The following is a 20,660-nucleotide window of genomic DNA, read 5'->3' as shown; positions in this document are numbered from 1 at the left end:
GGTTGGGGATCCAAAGAAGCCAGCGGCGCTGGCCCAGGGTAGCGCGCCGCCCGAGCGGCGCGCGTAGGGGGCTGCGCCCGAGCGCAGCCCCCTGAGGCAAATCAGTTGGTCTTCGCGCTCGCCGAGGCCGTCACGCTGACGCTCGCCTTGACGTTGAGGTCGATCGAGGTCGTCGCGTTCGCCGTCGCGTCCACGCCCGCCTTGATGCACGCGAGGGCCTTGCCGCCCGCGTCGCCGACCACGTCGACCATGCCCTTGCCCGTCTTCACGAGGCCCTCGGCGCCGACCTTGATCTTGGCGCCCGAGCCCGCGGAGAGCTTGATGATGCCGGGCAGGTTGCGGCTCAGCGCGCTGACGAGCTTCTGCACGTCGGTGTTCACCTTGCCGTTCGCCACGACGCGCACGGCCGGCGGATCGCACTTCGCCGTCGCCGCCGCGCGGTTCGTGCAGCTCTGCTGGCACTCGACGTCCACCGACGGGGGCTTGAACTCACCCGAGCACTTCGGCTCCTTGTACGCGACCGAGCAGCCGCCCGAGCAGCTCCCCTCGCACTTCGCGGCGGCCTTCACCTCGCACGCGGCCGAGCACGAGCCCGAGCAGGTCCCCGAGCACGTCCCCTCGGCCTTCGCGTCGCACTTGCCTTCGCACTGGCCGGCGCACGCGCCGCTCGCCTGCTTGCCGTCGCACTTGCCGTCGCACTTGCCGCCGCAAGAGCCCTTGAAGCCGGCCTCGCACTTGCCCGAGCAGCTCGCCTTGCACGTGCCCGTGCACTGCGCGCCCGCCTCGACGGAGCACGAGCCCTTGCACTGCGCGTCGCACGAGCCGCTCACCTCACCACCCGAGCAGCTCGCCTCGAGCTTGCCCGGCTCGATCGGCGAGCCGCACGCGTCGAGGCACTTCGCCATGCCGTCGACGTCCGCGTAACACTTGGGCGGATCGAACTCGATCGAGATCTTCGCCTCGGCGTTCGCGGCGAGCATCGACTTCACCTTCGCGGCGACCGCGGTGCAGACCTTGTCCGCGCCCTTGCCCCCGCCGGCCTCGGCGCGGAGCTCGTCCTCCTTCATGCCGAGGTCCTTGCCGAGCGCGCCGCACGACGAGATGAGGCCCTTCTCGAGGTCGACGACGGTCTTGTTCACGTCGTACGAGACCTGGAGGAACGACTTGATCTTGCCCTGGACCTTCGCGTCACCCTTGAGCGCGAGGGAGCCGAAATCGCCGGTCTTGAACTCGTCACAGCCCTTCGCGGCCTCGACGCCCTCGGTGAGGGCCTCCGGGACCTCGACGCCGCCGACGCCGGGGATCTTGCCGCCGCAGTTCGAGAGCAGCGGCGAAGCGATGCCGAGCACGACGACCGGCATGGAGAACAACTTCCAACGATTGACGCTCATCTGACTAACCCTCCGGCCCCCGGGGGGGCGCCTCTCTGTGTGCGGGGGCGCTCCGCGCCATGCCGCCTGTCACCACCGAGTGGCAGGTCCCGCAAGCGGGTCCGACCGGGCGAAGAGCTGCCCAGACGCCCCGCGTCGATCCCTCCCAGCACGGTCGCCCTTCTGCCCTAGTCTCGTCGGGCTGTAAAGACCGTTGGATCGCCGGGGCCTTGCTACGTGCCTAGCGTTTGCGGGCGGGCTTCGTCGTGGACGCCACCGGTTTGGTCGGGGCGGATACAGCAGGTGAGAGGGGAGCGAGTGCAGGCGACATGCCCGGGAGCATGGGCTGTCGGGCCAGGGCGCGCGCGGTTGCGCTGTCCGGGGCGGCCTCGTCGAAAGGAAGCGGGAGCTGCGAGAGGGGGCGCGCGCCGACGGAGGGGCCGCCTTGTTTCTCGAAGAGCGCCTGCTCGCGCGCGAGGTCGGCGTCGATGAGGTCCTGGTTGTCGTACGCGAAGGAGAGCGCGTCGAGGATGCGGGCCGGGCCGAGGTTCGGGTAGCGGCGCAAGAGGGTCTCGACCGAGGCGCCGCCGCGGTGCCAGACCCAGAGGCGCCGGACGGGCACGCGGGATCCCTCGACGTGGGGGCTGCCTGCGAGGATCCTCGCGTCGCAGCGCACGTGCGGATGAGGGACCCGGACGCGCGGGAGGCTTGCGTCTGCCATACGTGGCGAGAGGGTAGCCAGGGCCGCGCCGGTAGCAAAGATATCGGAGTGCGGAAGCGTCCTCACGCCGCGCCGGTCGGGGCTCTGGTAGCCTGCCGCGCGGGACGGGGAGTCCCGCGAGGGAGGAACGCATGTCGTTTTCGGAGAACGTCGGCAGCGGCGAGGAAAACCCGCTCCGCGAGGGCATGCCCGACGAGCGAACGGTGCGGCCCGCGTCGGTCGTGATCTTCGGGGCGTCCGGGGATCTGACGCGGCGCAAGCTCCTGCCGGCGATCTACAACCTCGCGCTGAGCCGGCTCCTGCCGGGCGGGTTCGCCGTGGTGGGCGTGGCGCGGCGGCCGAAACCGGAGTTCGGCCAGGAGATGCGCGACGCGGTGGCGAAGTTCTCGCGCCGCAAGCCGCTCGACGAGGCGACGTGGAGCGAGCTCGAGAAGGGCATGGCGTACGTGCAGGGGGACTTCAACGACCCCGCGACGTACACGCGTCTCGCGGCGGAGCTCGGGCGGCTCGAGGTGGAGCGCGGGACGGGGCAAAACCGCGTCTTTTACCTGGCGGTCGCGCCGACCGAGGTGCCCGCGATCGTGCGGGGCCTGTGTGACGCGAAGCTCGTCGTGCCTCCCTCGGACGCGCCGGACGCGAGCTACCAGCGGGTCGTCGTGGAGAAGCCGTTCGGCGAGGATCTGGCGAGCGCGCGGGCGCTGAACAAGGACCTGCTCGCGTGCCTCGACGAGCGACAGATCTACCGGATCGATCACTACCTCGGGAAGGAGACGGTGCAGAACCTGCTCGTCTTCCGGTTCGGCAACACGATCTTCGAGCCGCTCTGGACGCGGCAGCACGTGAGCCACGTGCAGATCACGGTGGCCGAGGAGCTCGGCGTCGAGGGGCGCGGGAAGTTCTACGATCAGACCGGCATCACGCGCGACATCGTGCAGAACCACGCGCTGCAGATCCTCACGATGGTGACGATGGAGCCGCCCTCGTCGTGGGACGCCGACGCGGTGCGTGACGAGAAGGTGAAGGTGCTGCGCGCGCTGCGGCCCATCCGCGGGCGCGAGGTGCTGGAGAAGACGGTACGCGCGCAGTACACGGCGGGCACGGTGCGTGGCGACCGGGTGCCCGGCTATCGCGAGGAGCCGGACGTGGATCCGAACTCGAAGACGGAGACGTACGTCGCGATGGCGCTGCGGATCGACAGCTTCCGCTGGGGCGGCGTGCCGTTCTACCTGCGCTCGGGCAAGCGGCTCGCGAAGCGGTGCGCCGAGGTGGCGCTGCACTTCAAGCCGCTGCCGCACCGGCTCTTCCGCGACGCGCCGCATCGCCTCGACGGCGGCCCGCCCCCGAGCATCCGCCGCGGCGAGGACGAGCCGAACGTGCTCGTGGTGCGCATCCAGCCCGACGAAGGGATCGCGCTGCGCTTCGCCACGAAGGTGCCGGGCGGCGGGATGACGATGCGCAACGTGGCCATGGACTTCCGCTACGGGACAGCGTTCGGATCGAGCACGCCCGAGGCCTACGAGCGGCTCATCCTCGACGCGATGCGCGGGGACGCGACGTTGTTCACGCGCGCCGACGAGGTCGAGGCGCAGTGGGGCTTCATCGATCCGATCCTCGCAGGCTGGCGCGACCACGACGCGCCCGTCGCGACCTACGAGGCCGGGAGCTGGGGCCCGCGAGAGGCGGATCGGCTGCTCGTGCACGGCGACAAGTGGAGGAAGCCGTGACGGCGCTCCCGGTCGGCGAGGCGCTCACGCGGATCGAGGCGGAGCTCACGTCCTTCTGGTCGTCGCCGGACGAGCAGGCCGGCGCGCCCATGACGAAGGTGCGCTCGTCCACGATGAGCTTCGTGGCCGTCGCGGCGTCGTCGGACGTGGAGCAGGCGCGCGCGACGACGGACGCGCTCGCGGATTCGCACCCGGGGCGCGCGTTCGTGCTGACGAGCGACGGGCGCCTCGCGCCCTGGGAGGTGAGCTACGACGTGCGCGCCGCGTGCCGGATCGACGGAGAGACGCCGATCTGCTTCGACTGGATCGAGATGACGTTCGGCGCGATGGCGTGCGAGCGCGCCGGCTCGGTGGTGGCGGCGCTCGCGCTGCCGGAGGTGCCGGTCGTCGTGGAGATCGGCCGCGGGGCGCCACGCGCGCTCTTGCCCTCGCTGCTGCCGCGGGCCGATCGGCTGATCGTCGACTCGGCGCACACGAGCGCCTCGCGGATCGTGGAGATGCTCCACGACGGCGCGGTCCCCGTGGGGGATCGCCAGTTCGTCCGGACCTACCAGTGGCGTGAGCTCGTGGCGCGGTTCTTCGATGATGCGCTTGCCGCGCTGGGCGCGATCCGCGAGGTCACGGTGGGGCGGACGCCGGGCGGCGCGACCGAGCCGGCGGCGCTCTTGCTCGGCTGGCTCGGATCGAGGCTCGGCTGGGGCTTCGAGGCGCGGGATCGGGCGCGGGATCGGCAGGGGGAGCCGGTGCGGGTGACGCTGCGCGACGATCCACGGGAGGGCCTGCCGCCGGGGCAGATCACGGGTGTGTGGATCGAGGCCTCGCTCGAAGGACAACCGCTCTCGCTCGCGTGCGTGCGCGACCCGGAGAACCCGAAGCAGGTCGCATGGACGCGGCGCGGGGCGCGCGTGACCTCGCACGAGCACGCGCTCGGGCACCGGGACGAGGCGTGGGTGCTGGTGAAGGCGCTCGATGCGACGGAGGGAGATCGGGTCCTCTGGGACGCGCTCGTCCTCGCGGCGCAGTGGAGCGAACGATGAGCGAGGTCTCCACGGCGCGCTTCGAGGTGACGGTCGCGGAGAGCGAGGCCGAGCATGCGGCGCTCGGGGCCGAGATCGTCGCGCGGGCGATCGACGCGGCCGTGCGGGCGCGCGGCTCGGCGAGGGTCGCGCTCTCGGGCGGATCGACGCCGGGTCCGGTCTACCGGAGGCTCGCGCAGATGGCGCTGCCGCTCGATCGGATCGACTGGTTCTGGGTGGACGAGCGCGCGGGCGATCCGAGCTCGCCGCGCTCGAACTTCCGGGCGGCGCGCGCGGACCTCGGGCTCGATCGGGCAGACGCCGCGGCGCGCGTGCACCGGATGGAGGCGGAGGATCCGGACCTCGCGGCGGCGGCGGCGCGGTACGAGGCGCTCTTGCGGCGCACGTTCGGCGTGGCGAGCGCGGTCGCGTTCGACGTGATGACGCTCGGCATCGGGGACGATGGGCACACGGCGTCGCTCTTCCCGGCGACGGGCGCGACGGCGATCGACGATCGGCTCGTCGCGGCGATCGGAGCGCAGCCGGCGAAGGGGCTCGAGGCGCGGCTCACGCTCACGGCGCCGGTGCTCTGCGAGGCGAGGACCGTGCTGTTTCTCGCGCGTGGGGCCGGCAAGCAGCGGCCGATCGCGTCGGCGTGGTCGGAGGGCCCCGAGGACGAGGTGCCGGCGCGCGTGCTCCTCCGGGCGCAAGGACGGGTGGTCTGGCTCGTGGATCGGGACGCCTATCCGACCGGGTGACCCCCAACACGAGAGCTTGCTTTCCTGCGAGGAACTTCGTACCGCAACGAAAGGTCATGATGAAAACGCGTGGTGGGACGGGCTCGATCCTGGTCGGCGACATCGGGGGCACGCGGACGCGGCTCTCGCTCTACGACGGCCTCGGCAAAAGGTTGCTGCTCGAAGCAGTCTTGCCGAGCCGCGAGCACGGGTCGTTCGAGGAGATCGCGCGGAGCTTCCTCGGGAGCGCCGATCACCCGCCCCCGTCCGTCGCGGTGCTCGGCGTGGCCGGGCCGATCCGGGACGGCGTGGCGACCGTGACCAACCTCTCGTGGAAGCTCGACGAGGGGAAGCTCGCGCGCAGCCTCTCGCTCGATTGCGTGGTCCTCGCGAACGACCTCGCGGTCGCGGCGCGCGGGTGCTTGCACCTGCCCGCGGACGTCGTGGTGCCGCTCGGCGAGGGTCGGCCGAAGGCGAAGGGCAACCACATGGCCGTGATCGCGGCCGGGACGGGGCTCGGCGAGGCGCTGCTCGTGTGGGACGGGTCGAAGCACCTCGTGCTGCCGACCGAGGGAGGGCACACGGATTTCGCGGCGCAGGGCGCCGTCGAGGCCGAGCTCTGCGCGTTCCTGTCGAAGCGGTTCCCGGAGCACGTGAGCTACGAGCGCGTGCTCTCCGGCAACGGGCTCGGGGCGCTCTACGATTTCTTCGTGGCGCGCGGCGCGCGCGAGACGAAGGCGAACGAGCGGCGGCTCGAAGAGGGCGATCGGAATGCGACGATCGCGGAGCTCGGGTTGTCCGGCGCGTCGCGCCCGGCCGCGAAGGCAGTGGACCTCTTCGCCTCCATTTACGGCGCCGAGGCGGGGAACCTGGCGCTCAAGCTGCTCGGGCTCGGGGGCGTCTTCGTGGCGGGCAACATCGCGCGGCACATCGTGCTCGCGCGGCGGGAGCAGTTCCTCGCGGGGTTCCGCAAGAAAGGCCGGTTCTCCGGGCTCATGGCGCAGATCCCGGTCGTCGTGGTGACGGATCCGCTCGTCGGCGTGCGCGGCGCACTGGCGATCGCGAAGGACCTGGTCGCGGACGGCGAGGCGCCCCCTGCCCGCCCGAAGCGCGCGACATCACGCAAGCGCTCGTCTCGGTAGAACGAGCGCGCGTCACCGCGGCGCGGCGGGCCAGTCCTCCGCGGTGACGGCGAGGAGCAGGTGATCCTGCCAGGCGCCGTCGATCTGGAGGTAACGCGCGGCGCGGCCTTCGTCCCGGAGGCCGCACTTGCGGGCGACGGCGAGGCTCGCGGCGTTGTGGGGGCTGATGGCGGCCTGGACCCGGTGCAAGCCGATCTCACGAAAGGCGACGTCGAGCGCGAGCGTGACCCCCTCGGTGGTGAAGCCTTGTCCATGGTGCTCGACGTCGACCCAGTAGCCGAGGGAGGCGTTCTGGAAGATGCCGCGGAAGACCTGGGTGAGGGCGACGCGGCCGATGACGGGCCCGTCCTCGCCGAGGGTCATGCAGAACCGGTAGTGGCGATCGGCGCGGATATCGCGTCGATCCCGCAGGATACGGGCGCGCGCGAGGTCGACGTCGAATTCGTCCGGGCCGGGGACGGGCACCCAGGCCCGCAGGAATTCTCGCGATCGGGTGCGAATCTCGACGATACGAGGCGCATCCGAGACGCGGGGCGCGCGGAGAGCGACGCGCTTGCCCGGGAAGATGGCGCGGAGGGGAAGCACGGGGGCAAAGATACAGGATCCACGGACGCGCGCGCGAGCGGGCGTGAATGCCGAGGCGGCCTCCCGGTTCCACCATTGGCGTACAGGTCCACGACGCCAGGCTTTGCGAATCGTTTGTCCAATGCTTGCACATCCAACGATTCTGCTTCGCGGCTCTCGACGGAGGCGCGGGACCAGGGCATGATGGCGACGCGGGCGCATTCCCATGTCCGCACTGAGAACGCATGCCGATTCGCTCGTTTGCGCCCGTGCCATTTCTCGTTCGCCGATCTCTCGGGCCGGCCTTCGTCGGACGCACGCGGGAGCTCGAGCTCCTGCACGCGGTGCTGCAAGGGGAAGAACGCGCGATTGGCGTCTGCGGGCGATCCGGGGTCGGAAAGACGGCGCTCGCGTTCGCTTATGCGAATCGATACCAGCATGCGTATCCAGGCGGCGTGTATGGGGTCGACGCGCCTTCGGGCTGCGGCGAGGGATTCGCGGCGCTCGCCACGGCGATCGGGCTCCGGGCCGAGGGGCCGCCCTCCGATCGGAGAAGGCAACTCGTCCAGGCGTTCGCCAAGCACCTGCGCCTGCGGCCGGACGCGCTGCTCGTGATCGACGGCGTCCCGGATCCGGGCGCGCTCTCGGCGCGCGTGCTCGGGTTCGTCCCGGCGGAGCTCGCGTGCAGGGTTTTGTTCACGATGCGAGCGCCGCCGGGAAACCTCGTGCTCCCCACGTTTGATCTCGGCCCGCTCGTGGAGGAGGCGCCGGTCGAGCTCCTGCTCTCCGGGATGGCGATGCCCGACGCGGAGGAGGTGGAGGCTGCACGGCGGGTGTGCGGGGCGCTCGCGCGGGATCCGCTCCTCCTGTCGATCGCGGCGGGCTGGCTCGCGCGGCGCCCCGATCGCTCGGCCGGGGAGCTCGCGCGGCGGCTCGCGGGCGCGGACGTCGCGGAGGCACGCGCGGCCGTGCTGAAGCTCGGGTGGGACGACGTCCCCGAAGGCGAGGCGCGGCGGCTCCTCGCGCTGCTCTCGATGAGCAAGGGCGAGGCGCTCGTGCCGGCAGCGCGGCTCGGCTGGCTGACAGGGCGACGGGCGGAGCCGACCCGGGCGGCGCTCCGGGCCCTCGCGGCGACGAACCTCGTGGACGTGGACGAGGCCGGCCAGGCGCGGCTCTGGCCGGACGTGCGTGCGTTCGTGGAAGGCGCGCTCGATCCGGTCTTTCGAAACGAACTCCGCGCCCAGGCGGCGGCGCACCTCGAACACGCGCTCGGCGACCTCGGGAACATCGAGCGTGAGGTCGCCGAGCGGGGCCTCACGGCCGTGCTCGCGGACGTGCGGGCCTCTTCGACCTGCGCGGCGGGGGTCCGGGGGGGCGCGTCGATGCGCAGCGCGCTGGAGCTCGAAGCGAACGCGCTCGCCGGCTGGGACGTGCCGCGCGAGCCCGCGTTTTTCTTGCAGCAGCTCCGGGCGCGGGCCGAGGAGCTCGAAGGGGCGGAGTTCGCCGAGGCGTTCGACGGGGCCTTGGAGGCGCGGCGTTCGCCGTGGATCCGGGTCCGGGCGAGGACGAGCCGCCGCGGGGAGGCTTCCGTGCGTGTGCTCGAAGGGCACGCGGCGAAGGTGAACGCCGTCGCGGTCACGCGGGACGGGCGCCTCGCGCTCTCGGCGTCCGACGATCGGACGGTGCGCGTGTGGGATCTCGACGCCGGGCAGGCGCTCGTCGTGCTGACGGGGCACGTGTCGGCCGTGCGCGCGGTCGTGGTGTCGGCGGACGGGCGCACGGCGGCGTCGGGGGCGGCGGACGGCTCGCTCTTCGTGTGGGATCTGGCGACGGCGCGGGTGACGCGGCACCTGCGCGGGCATACGGGCGGGGTGCATGCGGTCGCGCTCGCGGAGGACGCGGGCAGGGTCGTGTCGGCCTCCGAGGATGGGACCGTGCGCGTGTGGAGCCTCTCGACCGGCGAGCTCGTCCGGACGCTGCACGGGCACGCGGGCGGCGTGCAGGGCGTGGCGGTGACGGCGGACGGTCGGTCGTGTGTGTCCGCGGGTGGGGACGACGCGGCGTTGTGGTTGTGGGACGTCGAGGCAAAGCGCGTCGGGAAGGCGCTCGACGCGCCCGGCGCCCCGCGCTCGGCGGTGGCGATGAAGACGGAGGGCCGGGTCCTCGTGGCGGCCTCGCACGAGGACGCCGTGCTTTGCTGGGCGCCCCTCGAAGACAGCCCGCCCGAGCTCCTCGCGGGCCACGCCGACGGCGTGACGAGCGTGGCCATGACCCCGGACGGGCGCTTCCTGGCCTCGGGCTCGTGGGATCACACGGTGCGCGTGTGGGATCTCGACGCGCGGATCCCACGCGGGGTCCTCTACGGCCACGCGGAGGGCGTCCAAGCGGTGGCGTTGACGCCGGACGGGCGGACCGTCGTGTCCGGCGGCGAAGATCGTACGGTGCGCGTATGGGATCTCGCGGCGAACGAGGCGCCCGGGGTCTCGGGGGGGCATCACGAGCGGGTGAGCGCGCTCGCGGCGACGCCGGACGGCTCGTTCGTGGTCTCGGCCTCGTTCGACGACACATTGCGCATCTGGGACGCGCGGCAGGGCGCGCTGCATGCCGTCCTCGAAGGGCATGCCTTGTGGGTGCACGGCGTGGCCGTCACGCCGGACGGCAGGCGCGTGATCTCGGCGTCGGTCGACGGCTCGCTCCGCGTCTGGGACGTCGCGACGGGGCAGCTCACGTGGGTCATCTCGTATCTGCCGGGGCGCGGGCCGGGCACGATGTCGCTCGGGCGCGAGGGCGTCCCGTGGTGCGCGCCGCTGCTCGTGGATGCGCGGGGCACGCGGGTGATCACGAAGAGCCAGGGCGGGGCCTTCGGCGCGTGGGATCTCACGGAGGGGCAGCGGGTGCGGACCTACGGGACGGGCAGCGGAGAGCCCCTCTGCGGGGCGCTCGTGGGCAACCGGCTCGCGACGGGCGGCGCCGATGGGCAGGTCGTGTTGTGGGACGTGGACGCGGGGGCGCAGGTCGGCGAGCTCGTGGGGCACGAGGCGGCGGTGCGGGCGGTGGGAATCTCGGCCGACGGCGGCTTTTTGGTGAGCGCGTCGGAGGATCACACGATCCGGGTCTGGGATCTCGGCGCGGGGCGGGTGGTCCGCGTGCTCGCCGGGCATCGGGCGCCCGTGGGGGCGCTCGCGTGGCTCGGGGATGCGCGGCACCTCGTGAGCGCGTCGGAGGACCGGACGATCCGGGTCTGGGATCTCGCGACCGGCGCCTGCGTGGCGCGGCTCGTGGTGCGCGCGCCGGTCGAGGCCCTGGTGACGGGGCCGGGGGCGCGGTCCCTCGTGGCGGGGGACCGCGCGGGGCATGTGCTTTTTCTGGACCTCGAAGGCATGGATTGACCGTGCCACGATTTCCGGGACGATTTCGGCACTCCATATTGCGAATTCGGCCCGTGCAAAAACCTCATCTTTTCTAAGGTAGCGCCCCCGCCGAACACATTTCGGTACGTGGCCCCTCTTCCTCCCCGCAATCCGTTCGCGCAGGAGCAAGCCTGGCTCTACGCGCACGCCGTCGTCTCCCTTCGCCGCCGCCTCCGCCGCATGGGCGTCCTGCCGGAGGACGCGAAGGATCTCGTCCAGCATGCCTTCTTCGTCGCCCTCACGCGCTGGCACGAGGTCGAGGACGCCTCGGAGGGGCGCAAGCGCGCCTGGCTCGAAGGCATCACCTGGCAGCTCGGCCAGAACTTCCTCCGCCTCCGCCGGCATCGGGTGGAGGAACTCGGCCACCGCGGGCTCGACCTGGCCTCGGCGCCCGGATCCGCCATCGACGAACAGACACACGCCACGCGCCTCGTCCGCGCGGCGCTGGATCCCATGACGGACGAGGCGCGCGCGCTGTTCGTCGCGTATTTCCTCGAGAACGCGACGCTCGACGAGCTGACAGCGCGCTTCGGGATCACCCGCAACGTGGCCTTCCGCCGGATCACCACGCTCGGGCGCGGGGCGCGCGCCCGCCTCGAACGGCTATCGCGCCGGTGAGCGCCCGCCGCGCGCGTAGCAGCAACGAAAGCCGAGGTGGTAGTTCACGTGGAACGCCTTTCGGATCGGCTGCACGTGCCAGCGGGGATCGTGCGCGCAGTGGTCCGCGTACACCTCGCGCCGCGGCGGCTCGTCGAGCCTCCGCGCCACGTCGACGTAAAAAAACGCGCTGCCCTTGAGCTGCGAGACCACCTTGTCCTCTTCAGGATCGAAGCGCGTCATCGCCTCGGCCACGTTGCCGTGTTGATCAAAGACGCCGAACCGCGAGCGGCAGCGCGGATACGCGCCCGACGGCTCGGTGTTCGTCGCGCACGTCGCCCAGGTCGTGTCGATCGTCCGCGGATCACAGGGCTTGTCCGACCACTTGGCCGCGGGTTTGTGGGTGTTGCAAATGTCGAGGTCGAGCTCGCTCCCGTAGGCGTAGGTGCTCGGCTCCCCTCCCCCGGGATCGCCGCGGCAGGCGAGGACCCACTCGTCCTGCGTGCAGAGCCGTTTTCCCTGCATCTCGCAAAACGCCGCCGCGTGGGCCGGCGGCACCCACACCATGGGCAGCTCGCAGGCGCGGTTCGGGTACTCGAAGACGTCGATGCACGTCTTCGCCTTCTCCGCGTCGCCGCCCGCGTAGATCGGCACCATGTTCTCGTGCCCGCCACACGCCTCCCGTTGCGCCTCCGTCTGCAGCGTGACGCCGCGCAGCCCTTCGAGGCATAACGCCCGGGAAATCACGTGCCGCGCGAGCGTGGGGTTGCCCTGGTTCGATTGTCCCGGCCCCTCGGGCCCCACGTACCGCCGCAAGAACTCGCCCGGATCACGCTTGCGCCACTTCTTCCCCGGCGTGATCGAGAACAACGCGAGCAGCTCTTCCTGCGTCGTGTGGTGGAGCGGCCGATCGTCGACGAGCGCCGCGCCCGCGTCCTCTCGTGTCTCGCTCGCCGGCCCGACCCCGCCCTCCGGCATCGGCGCCGGAGGCGACACGACGGACGCGCTCGGGCGCGGCGCGGGCTTTTGCTCGTCGTTCGAGCTCGCCTTGCAGCTCGGGAGCGCGGCGAGGGCGACGACCAGGACGAACCACCGGGCGGACACGGGCGCGCACGATAGCAGGTCCCGGGACGAACGGAGATGCTCGGACGATCGAGCACGCGCGCGCCGCGCCCCGCGGCAACCTGCCGCGGAAGATGCGCCGGGATGCGGCAACTTTGCCGTTGAAAAGGGCGCAGGGCACCCCTTACATCGTCCTCAGTCACCGTGGAACCCTCATCGCTCGGCGTCCCGTACTATCCCACGAATGATTTCGGCCCGCTCATGAAGGGCCTGGTCATCGGGGGACTCGGCATCTTCCACGTCTTCCTCGCGCAGTTCGCGATCGGCGGCGGCGTGCTGATGACGTATTTCGAGTGGCTCTCGGGCAAGGGCAAACTCGCGTCGGCCCGGACGTTCACGAACGGCTACTTCAAGCTGCTCGTGCTCGTGAGCTTCGTCGTCGGCGCCCTGACCGGCGTCGGCATGTGGTTCACCTCGATCCAGACGAGCCCGCGCACGATCGGGCTCATGGTCGACACCTTCCACTGGGTGTGGGCCACGGAGTGGACGTTTTTCGCGCTCGAGGTCATCGCCGGGTATTGCTTCTACCGGTATGGCGATCGCCTCGACGGGCGCTCGCGCCTCTTCTTGCTCGGGCTCTACACGACGGCGGCCTGGTTCAGCTTGTTCTGGATCAACGGCATTCTCTCGTGGCAGCTCACGCCGGGCGCCTGGCTCGAAAGCGGCGACCTCTGGGCCGGGTTCTTCAACCCCACGTTCTGGCCTTCGCTCTTCTTCCGCACGTTCGCGGCCATGGCCATCGCCGCCCTCGTCGCGGCGCTCGTCATCAGCGCCTCGCCTTCGCTCGAACGGGACGAGCAAAAGGAGCTCTTGCATCGGGCGGCGCAGCTCCTCGCGCCGATGGCGCTCATGCCGCTGCTCGGCGCCTGGTACCTCTTCGCGATGCCGAAGGACAGCCGGAGCTGGGTGCTCGGCGGCAGCCCCGCGATGAGCATGTTCTTCGGCCTCGGCGCGGGCGCCTCGCTGCTCGTCGGGCTCTACGCGATCTTCGGCCTGCTCCTGCGCCGCCTCTACATCAACAGCGCGACCGCGTCCTTGCTCCTCGTGCTCGGGTTCGCGGCGACCGCGGGCGGCGAGTTCGTCCGCGAGGGCGCGCGCAAGCCCTTCACCGTGCGCGAGACGCTCTACTCGAACGCGATGACGCCCGCGGAAATCGTGACGATGCGGGAGAAGGGCTCGGTCACCGGGGATCCCTACCCGCTGCGGGACGCGGCCGAGTACCCGAACGATCAGGTGCGCCTCGGCGCGAAGGTCTACCGGTTTCAGTGCAGCGTTTGCCACACGGTGGGCGGCGTGAACGGCATCGTGCACCTCGCGGGCACGTGGACGGCGGAGCAGACGCGGCTGAACGTGGCGAAGCTCCAGCACACGAAGCCCTTCATGCCGCCCTTCGCCGGCACGCCGGAGGAGCTCGAAGCGCTCGTGCGTTTCATCGAGTGGGAATCGGCTTCGCGGCCCAAGGACTTCGAGGTCACGAACGACCCGGCCACGCGCGCGCAAATCAAGCGCTGGCTCGACGAGGCGGGGACGGCGCCGGGTTATGCGACCGCCGCGGAGAAAAAGAGGTAACCATGGACGCCCCCTTCCCCTTCGGTTTTCCCGGGCCGACCGCGTTTTACCTCGTGACGTACGTGCTCACGCTCGTCTCGCACGTGGTGTTCATGAACTACGTGCTCGCCGGGACGGGCCTCCTCCTCGTCCGGCAGATCCGCGGCAAAGCAGGGACGAGTGACGTGCTCGCGGACCTGCTCCGCGACTGGCTCCCGTTCGCGCTCTCGGCGGCGATCACGGCCGGGATCGCGCCGCTCCTCTTCATCCAGATCCTCTACAAGAAGGCGTTTTACACGGCGAACCTCCTGCTCTTCCACCGCTGGATGCTGATCCTGCCGGCGCTGATCGTCGGGTTTTATCTGCTCTACGCGCAGAAGACGGCGTTCGTGAAGGCGCGGCCGCGGCTCCGGGTGCTGGTGACGACGGGGGCGCTCGCGACGTTCCTGTTCACCGCGCTCTCGTGGACCGAAAACTACCTGCTCGCGCGGAATGAGGGCGCGTGGGCGCCGATGTACGCGTCGAAGTCGATGATCTACGAGAACCGCGAGATCCTGCCGCGTATGCTCCTCTGGACGCTCGGCGCCTTGCCGACGCTCGCGGCGCTGCTCGGCTGGCAGCTCCATCGGCGGGAGCGCGCGGGTACCGCGGTGGACAAGGCGACGTTCCAGCGCGTCGCGCGGATCGGGCTCGGCGGGCTCGTCGTCGCCGGGGCCTGCGCGGCGGGATACGCGATGCTCGTGGGCCCCGCCGCGCGGGCGCACGCGGTCGGGCCCATGGCGATGCCGTGGCTCGCGGCGGCGCTGGTCGGCGTCGTCGTGGAAGGCGTGGGGTTCGTCGGGCTGCATCGCGCCGAGGCGAACCGAGGGACATGGCTGGGGATCGCGTCGGCGGGGCTCTTTTTCGTGATCCTCGGGACGACGGTCGTGCGCGAGGTCCTGCGCATCACGGCCGTCGATTTCGCGGCGCTTTACCCGGAGCACGCGCGCGCCGCCCAGGTCTCGGGCCGGTGGCTCTTCCTCGGTTTTTTCCTGGTGAATGCGATTCTCGCCGTCTGGGCGATCCGGACGGCGCTCACGCGGGCCGAACGGCCGGCCGCCTGATCAGGCGACCTTCCGGCCGCCCATCTTCTGGAGCACGCCGCGCGACACCGCCTGCAGCGTCTCCATCACGCCCACGCCGCTCTTCGCCGCGCTCTCCACCTCCGGCGCGCCCATCGGGTTGAGCAAGGCCCGGAGGCGCGAGACGGGCTCGATCTCGGGCAGATCCCGCTTGTTGTACTGCACGACGGACGGGATCTCGCGGAGCGACTCGTCGAGCTCCGCGAGGTTGTCCCCGAGATCCTCGAACGCTTCGAGGTTCGCTTCGAGCCGCGCGGACTGCGAATCGACGACGAAGACGATCCCGTCGACGCCCTTCAAGATGAGCTTGCGGCTCGCCTTGTAAAAGACCTGCCCCGGCACCGTGTAGAGGTGCAGACGGACGCGATACCCGCGGATCTGCCCGACCTCCAGCGGCATGAAATCGAAGAAGAGCGTCCGTTCGCTCTCGGTCTTCAGGGAGACGAGGTTGCCCCGCGCCGCCGCGGGGGCGCGCGCGTGGAGGTGCTCGACGTTCGCGGTCTTTCCGCACAACCCCGCGCCGTAATAGACGATCTTGAGGAAGATCTCCCGCGAGGGGACGTTGACGAAGGCCATGTCGCCACCTCCTCAAGCCTCGGGCCCCGCGTCGGCGAGGCAATGAATGGCGGCCACGATGCTCTCGAACGAGGCATCCCGGGCGCTCGAATGCTTGACGAGCCGCACATTGAGCTCGACGAGCGCGAGGACCTCCCCCACGACGCCAGGCGCGCGGAGGAGATCGTGAATCGACCGCGAGAGGCGCGGCGGAGGGGCGAGGCATGCGAGCGCCGAGAGGGCAGCCATCCCGCGCGCAGGCAAGGACGCGACCAGGGATTCGCGAGCCATGTGGACGAGCGCTGCGGCAAAGGCCGCGCTCATCGCGGAGAGCAAGCCCTGCGGCTCGTCGCGGCCGCCGGGGACGCCACGCACCGCGGGCGCGCCGCGGGCCGCGCTCCACACGAGCGCACAGATCTCCGAAAGGGACGAATACGCGCTCCGATCGAGGAACGCGAGCACGACGTCCTGTCCATGCGCGTCCCAGGCCGCGCGCGTGCCGACCTGCGCGGCAAGGAAGGCCCGGAGCCGCGGATCGAGCTCGCCCGCGCGGACCGCAGCGACGGCGATCTCCACGAGGGGCTTTCGTGGCACGCCGTGCGCGGCGGCCCATTCGAGCAGCATCGCGCGCTCCTCCGCGCTCCACGCATTACGCGCACGCTCGACGATGGCCTCCGGCGCGAGCGAGGCGTCGATCGGCGTCGCGAGGCCAGGCCCCGCAGGCGCGATCTCGGCGATGCTCGACTCCAGGAAGCCGGCGAGGTCGACGTCGTCACTCGGGAGCGCCGCGCGCTCCTCGACCCGGGGCACCTCGATACGGACGCGGCGAGCCGCGATTCGATCGAAGATCCGCGGCGGGACCTTGCCCCGCGTGAGGTCGGCGAGCTCGATCCACTCCTCGTCATGGAGGGAGAACCGAGGCGCATCGAGGACCTCATATTCGAATTGCGACGGATCCTCGAGCGCAATCCGAGCGAGCGCGCGAAGGACCGTGCCAGTGAAGCCCGGCTCGCAACGAGCGCGCCAGGCGAGCAAATCGGGGACGCCGAGCTCGGAGACGTTCTCGCGCAAGAAGGATTGATCGTCCTCGTCGAGCCTCTGCTGGCGGAGGACGTGCAAAAAAGCCACGGGACGAGCCCGCCCCCGATGCGCGCGCACCAGGGCATCAATTTCCGTTCGTTTCAAGCGGACCCCCTATGCCGCACGGAAATCACCGCACCGGAGCCGTCGCTCCGCTCTGCGATTCACGTGAGGCGCTGGGGTTGTTCGTCGTCGCCCGAGGGCGGCCCGCCATGACTCGTCGGTCGGTGGAACGGCGGTTCCTTCTTCCGGACCGGTATCTCCCAATCTACGAACCGCGCGCCCTCCTGTCAAGCCCGCCCGTCAACTTCCCCGCGCCGCAGCCGCAATCTCCGCATGGCTCGCCCGAAGCTGCTGGGCGAGCTTCTCCGGGAGCACATGCGCGCGCCGGAGCGCCTCCTCGCTGAACGGAAGCGCCGAGACCGGCGCCCCCCCATCCGAATAAAGGTTCGCCAAAAGGTCGAGGAGCCAAGGCTCCCCCGGAAGAACGGAGAGGCCGAGGAGCGTGACCCGCGCCGCAAGCTCGTAATGCCCCTCCATGGCATGCTTCGACGCCGACATGGAGAAGAGGCCAACGAGCTTCTGGATGTGCGAAAAAAGCATGACGTGGCCAATGAGCTCGAGGCCCGCCTTGTACGTCCGCTCCATCAGCACGCCCTGATCGACCCCAAGGACCGCCTGCTCCGCGGCCGAGACAAAGGCCCCCCCGACCCGACGCGCCACCTCGTCAGGCAAAAGCTCATGCGCGTGGCCCCGCGCCGCGACGATCGCCTTTTCATAATCGACAAGCGCACTCGCCATGGCCCCACGGCCCCCCCCCGCAGCAAGCGCAAGGTATTTCTTCTCCGTCTCGGCATCATCGAGGACGAACTCCCGCTCGTCGACGTCGAGCCTACGGACGAGCGTCTCGCCAGGATAGAGGACGAGATCGAGGACGATAGGCTCGTCCTCATGCATCGTGACAACGTGGTGGCGCCCCGCATTCACATGGCAGAAGCCACGGGTGCCCTGCGCCGTGAGGCGTCGAAAGTCACCACGCATGCCATCGATGGAGCAATCGCTCCAGGTGTTGTCGCGGAGGAGGAGGCACCCGCCCGTGCGGGCCCGTTGCAAGTCGTCGAGCGCGTGAGCCATGGGGCCGGCACGCTAGCACGAGGCCGTTGCGCTGGGGCGTTGCCCCAGGCCCCAGCAGGGGCTGTCCGCCCCTGCACCCGGACCAGCGCAAGCGCTGGACTCGGGGTCGATGAACTGCGCGATGCGCAGTTCATCGAACAGCCGCGGGGCAAGACGGGCGGCGATCCTGCCAGCCAAGGCAGCAGCGCTGCGGGGTCCACCGGCAAGGCAGCGCCCTGGCGCGACGCGCGGGACGGAGACCCATGCTCAACCACGCGGTGGCGGGAGGAGTAGAGGCATGGAATCGGGCCGAACATGTGCCCTCGGCCGTCGACGGCGCGTGTTCGGCGGCGTGACAGGTGCCTTTGACAGGTGAGCGGCCCAGGGACGTTTCCTGGTTCCTGACGTTGGCCTGTGACGCGGATCGATCGGCTCCGCGACAAGCTCCATCGACGGCCGAGGGTCCGTGTCCAGCAGCTCGACAAGGACCGTCAGCCGCCACCGGCCCGTGTCTTTGGGCTCGACCTCCCCCGGGGAACACGCCTCGCTCCGTGTCCCGCGGCGAGACACTTCCCCTGCCGCGCGGACGCGCCTTGTTCGGCTCCATGACCGATACCCGATGGCCGCAATGTGCGCTTGTCGCGGCGCCGAACAGCCGAGGACGAGGGCCGACGCCGTCTGTCGAGATGCCCGAGAGCAACGGCGCGGTGGTCACGGCGGAAGGAGAGCGGCCCGACGCACCCGCGGACCCCGCAGCGCTCCCCAGTCGACCGGCAGGACGGCCCCCCGCCTTCCCTGCGGCTGTTCGCTGAGCTGCGCGACGCGCAGCTCAGCGAGCCTGGGTCCAGCCCCTGGCTGGTCCGGGTCCCGGGGTGGACAGCCCCGGGTGGGGTCTGGGGCGACGCCCCAGCTCCGCGCCCCCACCAGGAACCCTATACGCAGCTCAGGGCAGCGTGGCGATCGCGACCCGGCCTGAGGCGCTGCCTGCGAAGGTGGGGGGGAGCCATGCGCCGTTGACGAGACGGGTCGCGTAGACGGTGTTCAGGTTGTCGGCGTAGATCATTTCGGCTTCGGCGCCTTTGCCGCCGCGCGTGAGGGCGGGGGGGGCGAGGAGGATCGGGTTCTTGTCGCCTGCGCCTTGTGTTGGGAGGGACCAGGTGGGCGTGTCGCCGGTGGAGAGCCGTGCTGTGTGGAGACGTTGATCGGTGCCGCGGTAGGCGAGCATGGCGCCGCCTTCTGGCAGGGGGGCGAGGATGGGCTGATCGAGGGAGGAGGCGCCTTCGATGGGCTGGGGGCTCGTCCAGACGGCGCCTTTGCGGGAGAGCCAGTGCAGGCTCCCTGCTTCGTTTGCGAAGACGGCGACGAGCTCCGGGCCGGAGGCGAGCGCGACGAGGCCGGGCGTCGTGCTTGCGGCTTTGCCGGCGATTGCGTGCGGCGTGGCGGCGGACCAGGCGCCGCCGCTCCTCGATTGATCGTAGAAGGTCCCGTCTGCGCCGACGAATGCGATCACGGGTGCGTTGCCGAGGGCTGCCACGGCGGGCGCGCTCGGGCCGGACGAGTGCGTGCCGCCTGCGGTGATCGCCTCCTTTTTGCTTACCCAGGCGTCGGCCTGACGGCGGCCGTAATAATAAAAACCGTCCGTGCCCTTGTAGACCAGGTGCGAAATGCCCGCGGCCCCCGCGAGCTGCGGCCCGCCCTGGCTCGCGAGGCCTGCCTCCAGCGCCGGCACGGGTTGGCCGGCTCCGGGGGTCCACGCTTCGCCCGAATACGTGGCCACGCGCAGCTCGCCTGTCGCGCTCGATCGGATCACGCAGAGGCCCATGCCCGTGCCGTCGGAGGCGAGGGCGATCGCGTCCAGCGTCTGGTCCTGCCAGGGCGTCGACTTCTTCGCTCCGGATGCGAGATCCGATTCGGATGCGAGGAGGGTGCTGCCGCCGCCGAACACGGTAACGATCTTCGTCGCGGAGCCGTTTTGCCCGCCGCCCATTCCCCCGCTGCCGCCGCCGCCGTTGCCGCCCGACCCGCCTGCGCCCCCGGATCCGGGCATCATCCCGCCTTCACCGCCCGATCCGCCGGCCCCTCCGGTGCCCACCATCGTGCCGCCTGCGCCGCCGGACCCGCCTTGGGCGCCGTCGCCCCCCTCGCCTCCGGGGCTGGGCGTCTCGTTGCTCGCCGCGCAGGCGAGCGGGCCGAGCGCGGTCGACGCGACGAGGCCCCCGAAGAGGAGGGCCGAACGGAGAACCGCCGATTGTGAAAGCAAGCGCATGTCGAAGACCTCGCAGAAGAAGGGTGGATCGCGGCGGGAAGTATGCCGCGAAGGCGAGGCACGACAAGCGCGGGCGCGACCGCGCCGTCAGGGCGTGAAGCGAATCGAGTAGCTGACCATCGTTTTCTTGCCGCCCTTCGGCTTCAGAAATTCGATGGCTTCGAAGACGCCGACGACACAAGGCACGAACCCCTCCCCTTTGAGGGCGGTGCGGGGGTGCGAGACCTGGGCCTTGCCGCCCTTGCCGTCGACGAGGAGGTCGACGCCGAAATCGCCGCCCTTCTTTTGGTCCTCGACCTTGGCGAAGCAGCGGCGGAGCTCGTCGAAATGGGGCTCGACCGAGCGGTTGAAGGGCGCCTTCGTGGCGTCGTCGTTCGGGCCGCCGCCGATGTGCATTCCGATGTTCTTGACCTTCACGGCCGGGAGCGGCGTGGCCTCGGGCGGCGGCGCTTCCGGGGCCGCCGCGGAGGCGGAGGCGGACGCCGATGCGGCAGGCTCGGGCGCTGCGGCGGAAGCAGCCGCCGACGCAGGCGCGGCGGCGGAGGCGGGCGCGGGTGCGACGGCGGAGGCGGGC

17 protein-coding genes are annotated in these 20,660 nt (G+C 70.9%); 8 read left to right on the top strand and 9 right to left on the bottom strand.

All coding sequences use genetic code 11. The features are described 5' to 3' along the window. Positions 1-101 precede the first annotated feature (101 nt). Positions 102-1,391, bottom strand: a complete 1,290-nt coding sequence (locus tag QHF89_RS44300; RefSeq protein WP_136972748.1) for a hypothetical protein — start codon at positions 1,389-1,391, stop codon at positions 102-104. Between the two features lie 220 nt (positions 1,392-1,611). Next, a complete protein-coding gene (locus tag QHF89_RS44295) occupies positions 1,612-2,091 on the bottom strand; it encodes a DUF433 domain-containing protein (RefSeq protein ID WP_136972747.1) in 480 nt (159 codons plus the stop codon). A 131-nt stretch (positions 2,092-2,222) separates the two neighbouring features. Here QHF89_RS44295 and zwf point away from each other — a divergent pair, with 131 nt between their 5' ends. The 4 genes from zwf to QHF89_RS44275 are packed head-to-tail and all read left to right on the top strand — an operon-like array spanning position 2,223 to position 6,710. After that, on the top strand, positions 2,223-3,815 hold the full coding sequence (zwf, locus tag QHF89_RS44290; protein ID WP_136972746.1) for a glucose-6-phosphate dehydrogenase: 1,593 nt from the start codon (positions 2,223-2,225) through the stop codon (positions 3,813-3,815). Continuing rightward, positions 3,812-4,852 (top strand): glucose-6-phosphate dehydrogenase assembly protein OpcA, encoded by a 1,041-nt coding sequence (locus QHF89_RS44285; RefSeq protein WP_136972745.1) that lies wholly within the window; start codon positions 3,812-3,814, stop codon positions 4,850-4,852. The genes zwf and QHF89_RS44285 overlap by 4 nt, the downstream gene beginning before the upstream one ends. Then, positions 4,849-5,589, top strand: coding sequence for a 6-phosphogluconolactonase (gene pgl, locus QHF89_RS44280; protein WP_136972744.1), 741 nt, complete (start codon positions 4,849-4,851; stop codon positions 5,587-5,589). The genes QHF89_RS44285 and pgl overlap by 4 nt, the downstream gene beginning before the upstream one ends. Before the next feature lie 56 nt (positions 5,590-5,645). Continuing rightward, complete coding sequence (locus tag QHF89_RS44275) at positions 5,646-6,710, top strand: glucokinase (RefSeq protein WP_136972743.1); 1,065 nt, start codon at positions 5,646-5,648, stop codon at positions 6,708-6,710. 12 nt (positions 6,711-6,722) lie between these two features. On the opposite strand, the gene QHF89_RS44270 is transcribed toward QHF89_RS44275, so the two are convergent. Further along, positions 6,723-7,295: a GNAT family N-acetyltransferase gene (locus QHF89_RS44270; RefSeq protein WP_170229974.1), complete on the bottom strand. Its 573-nt coding sequence runs from the start codon at positions 7,293-7,295 to the stop codon at positions 6,723-6,725. A 224-nt stretch (positions 7,296-7,519) separates the two neighbouring features. On the opposite strand from QHF89_RS44270, the gene QHF89_RS44265 reads away from it, so the two are divergent. Then, on the top strand, positions 7,520-10,663 hold the full coding sequence (locus QHF89_RS44265) for an AAA family ATPase (RefSeq protein WP_136972741.1): 3,144 nt from the start codon (positions 7,520-7,522) through the stop codon (positions 10,661-10,663). A 108-nt stretch (positions 10,664-10,771) separates the two neighbouring features. After that, a complete protein-coding gene (locus QHF89_RS44260) occupies positions 10,772-11,302 on the top strand; it encodes an RNA polymerase sigma factor (protein WP_136972740.1) in 531 nt (176 codons plus the stop codon). On the opposite strand, the gene QHF89_RS44255 is transcribed toward QHF89_RS44260, so the two are convergent. Continuing rightward, positions 11,288-12,385: an SUMF1/EgtB/PvdO family nonheme iron enzyme gene (locus tag QHF89_RS44255; RefSeq protein WP_136972739.1), complete on the bottom strand. Its 1,098-nt coding sequence runs from the start codon at positions 12,383-12,385 to the stop codon at positions 11,288-11,290. The two genes, QHF89_RS44260 and QHF89_RS44255, sit on opposite strands and share 15 nt — an antisense overlap. Positions 12,386-12,547: 162 nt before the next feature. Here QHF89_RS44255 and QHF89_RS44250 point away from each other — a divergent pair, with 162 nt between their 5' ends. Then, a complete protein-coding gene (locus QHF89_RS44250; RefSeq protein WP_284721745.1) occupies positions 12,548-13,972 on the top strand; it encodes a cytochrome ubiquinol oxidase subunit I in 1,425 nt (474 codons plus the stop codon). A 2-nt stretch (positions 13,973-13,974) separates the two neighbouring features. Next, positions 13,975-15,054: a hypothetical protein gene (locus tag QHF89_RS44245; protein WP_136972738.1), complete on the top strand. Its 1,080-nt coding sequence runs from the start codon at positions 13,975-13,977 to the stop codon at positions 15,052-15,054. Here QHF89_RS44245 and QHF89_RS44240 read toward each other — a convergent pair whose 3' ends face one another. From QHF89_RS44240 to QHF89_RS44220, 5 genes are all read right to left on the bottom strand, one after another. Further along, positions 15,055-15,648, bottom strand: coding sequence for a GTP-binding protein (locus QHF89_RS44240; protein WP_136972737.1), 594 nt, complete (start codon positions 15,646-15,648; stop codon positions 15,055-15,057). A 12-nt stretch (positions 15,649-15,660) separates the two neighbouring features. After that, positions 15,661-16,755, bottom strand: a complete 1,095-nt coding sequence (locus tag QHF89_RS44235; protein ID WP_284721744.1) for a hypothetical protein — start codon at positions 16,753-16,755, stop codon at positions 15,661-15,663. 255 nt (positions 16,756-17,010) lie between these two features. Beyond that, on the bottom strand, positions 17,011-17,841 hold the full coding sequence (locus QHF89_RS44230; protein ID WP_136972735.1) for a hypothetical protein: 831 nt from the start codon (positions 17,839-17,841) through the stop codon (positions 17,011-17,013). 922 nt (positions 17,842-18,763) lie between these two features. Continuing rightward, the gene (locus tag QHF89_RS44225) at positions 18,764-20,086 is read right to left on the bottom strand and encodes a hypothetical protein (protein ID WP_136972734.1); all 1,323 of its coding nucleotides are present in this window, start codon (positions 20,084-20,086) and stop codon (positions 18,764-18,766) included. An 87-nt stretch (positions 20,087-20,173) separates the two neighbouring features. After that, positions 20,174-20,503, bottom strand: a complete 330-nt coding sequence (locus QHF89_RS44220) for a hypothetical protein (RefSeq protein WP_284721743.1) — start codon at positions 20,501-20,503, stop codon at positions 20,174-20,176. Positions 20,504-20,660 lie beyond the last annotated feature (157 nt).

Origin of the sequence: Polyangium sorediatum (assembly GCF_029946465.1) — a bacterium.
In the GTDB taxonomy this organism is placed as follows: domain Bacteria; phylum Myxococcota_A; class Polyangia; order Polyangiales; family Polyangiaceae; genus Polyangium; species Polyangium fumosum.
The sequence above is the reverse complement of the archived record's forward strand: the minus strand, read 5'-3'. Positions and strand labels throughout refer to the sequence as shown.

Bases quoted from the DNA above. Each gene is read 5' to 3' on its own strand.
- QHF89_RS44230 (WP_136972735.1), bottom strand. From the start codon at position 17,841: ATGGCTCACGCGCTCGACGACTTGCAACGGGCCCGCACGGGCGGGTGC.
- QHF89_RS44245 (WP_136972738.1), top strand. From the start codon at position 13,975: ATGGACGCCCCCTTCCCCTTCGGTTTTCCCGGGCCGACCGCGTTTTAC.
- zwf (WP_136972746.1), top strand. From the start codon at position 2,223: ATGTCGTTTTCGGAGAACGTCGGCAGCGGCGAGGAAAACCCGCTCCGC.
- QHF89_RS44225 (WP_136972734.1), bottom strand. From the start codon at position 20,086: ATGCGCTTGCTTTCACAATCGGCGGTTCTCCGTTCGGCCCTCCTCTTC.
- QHF89_RS44300 (WP_136972748.1), bottom strand. From the start codon at position 1,391: ATGAGCGTCAATCGTTGGAAGTTGTTCTCCATGCCGGTCGTCGTGCTC.
- QHF89_RS44240 (WP_136972737.1), bottom strand. From the start codon at position 15,648: ATGGCCTTCGTCAACGTCCCCTCGCGGGAGATCTTCCTCAAGATCGTC.
- pgl (WP_136972744.1), top strand. From the start codon at position 4,849: ATGAGCGAGGTCTCCACGGCGCGCTTCGAGGTGACGGTCGCGGAGAGC.
- QHF89_RS44295 (WP_136972747.1), bottom strand. From the start codon at position 2,091: ATGGCAGACGCAAGCCTCCCGCGCGTCCGGGTCCCTCATCCGCACGTG.
- QHF89_RS44265 (WP_136972741.1), top strand. From the start codon at position 7,520: ATGCCGATTCGCTCGTTTGCGCCCGTGCCATTTCTCGTTCGCCGATCT.
- QHF89_RS44275 (WP_136972743.1), top strand. From the start codon at position 5,646: ATGATGAAAACGCGTGGTGGGACGGGCTCGATCCTGGTCGGCGACATC.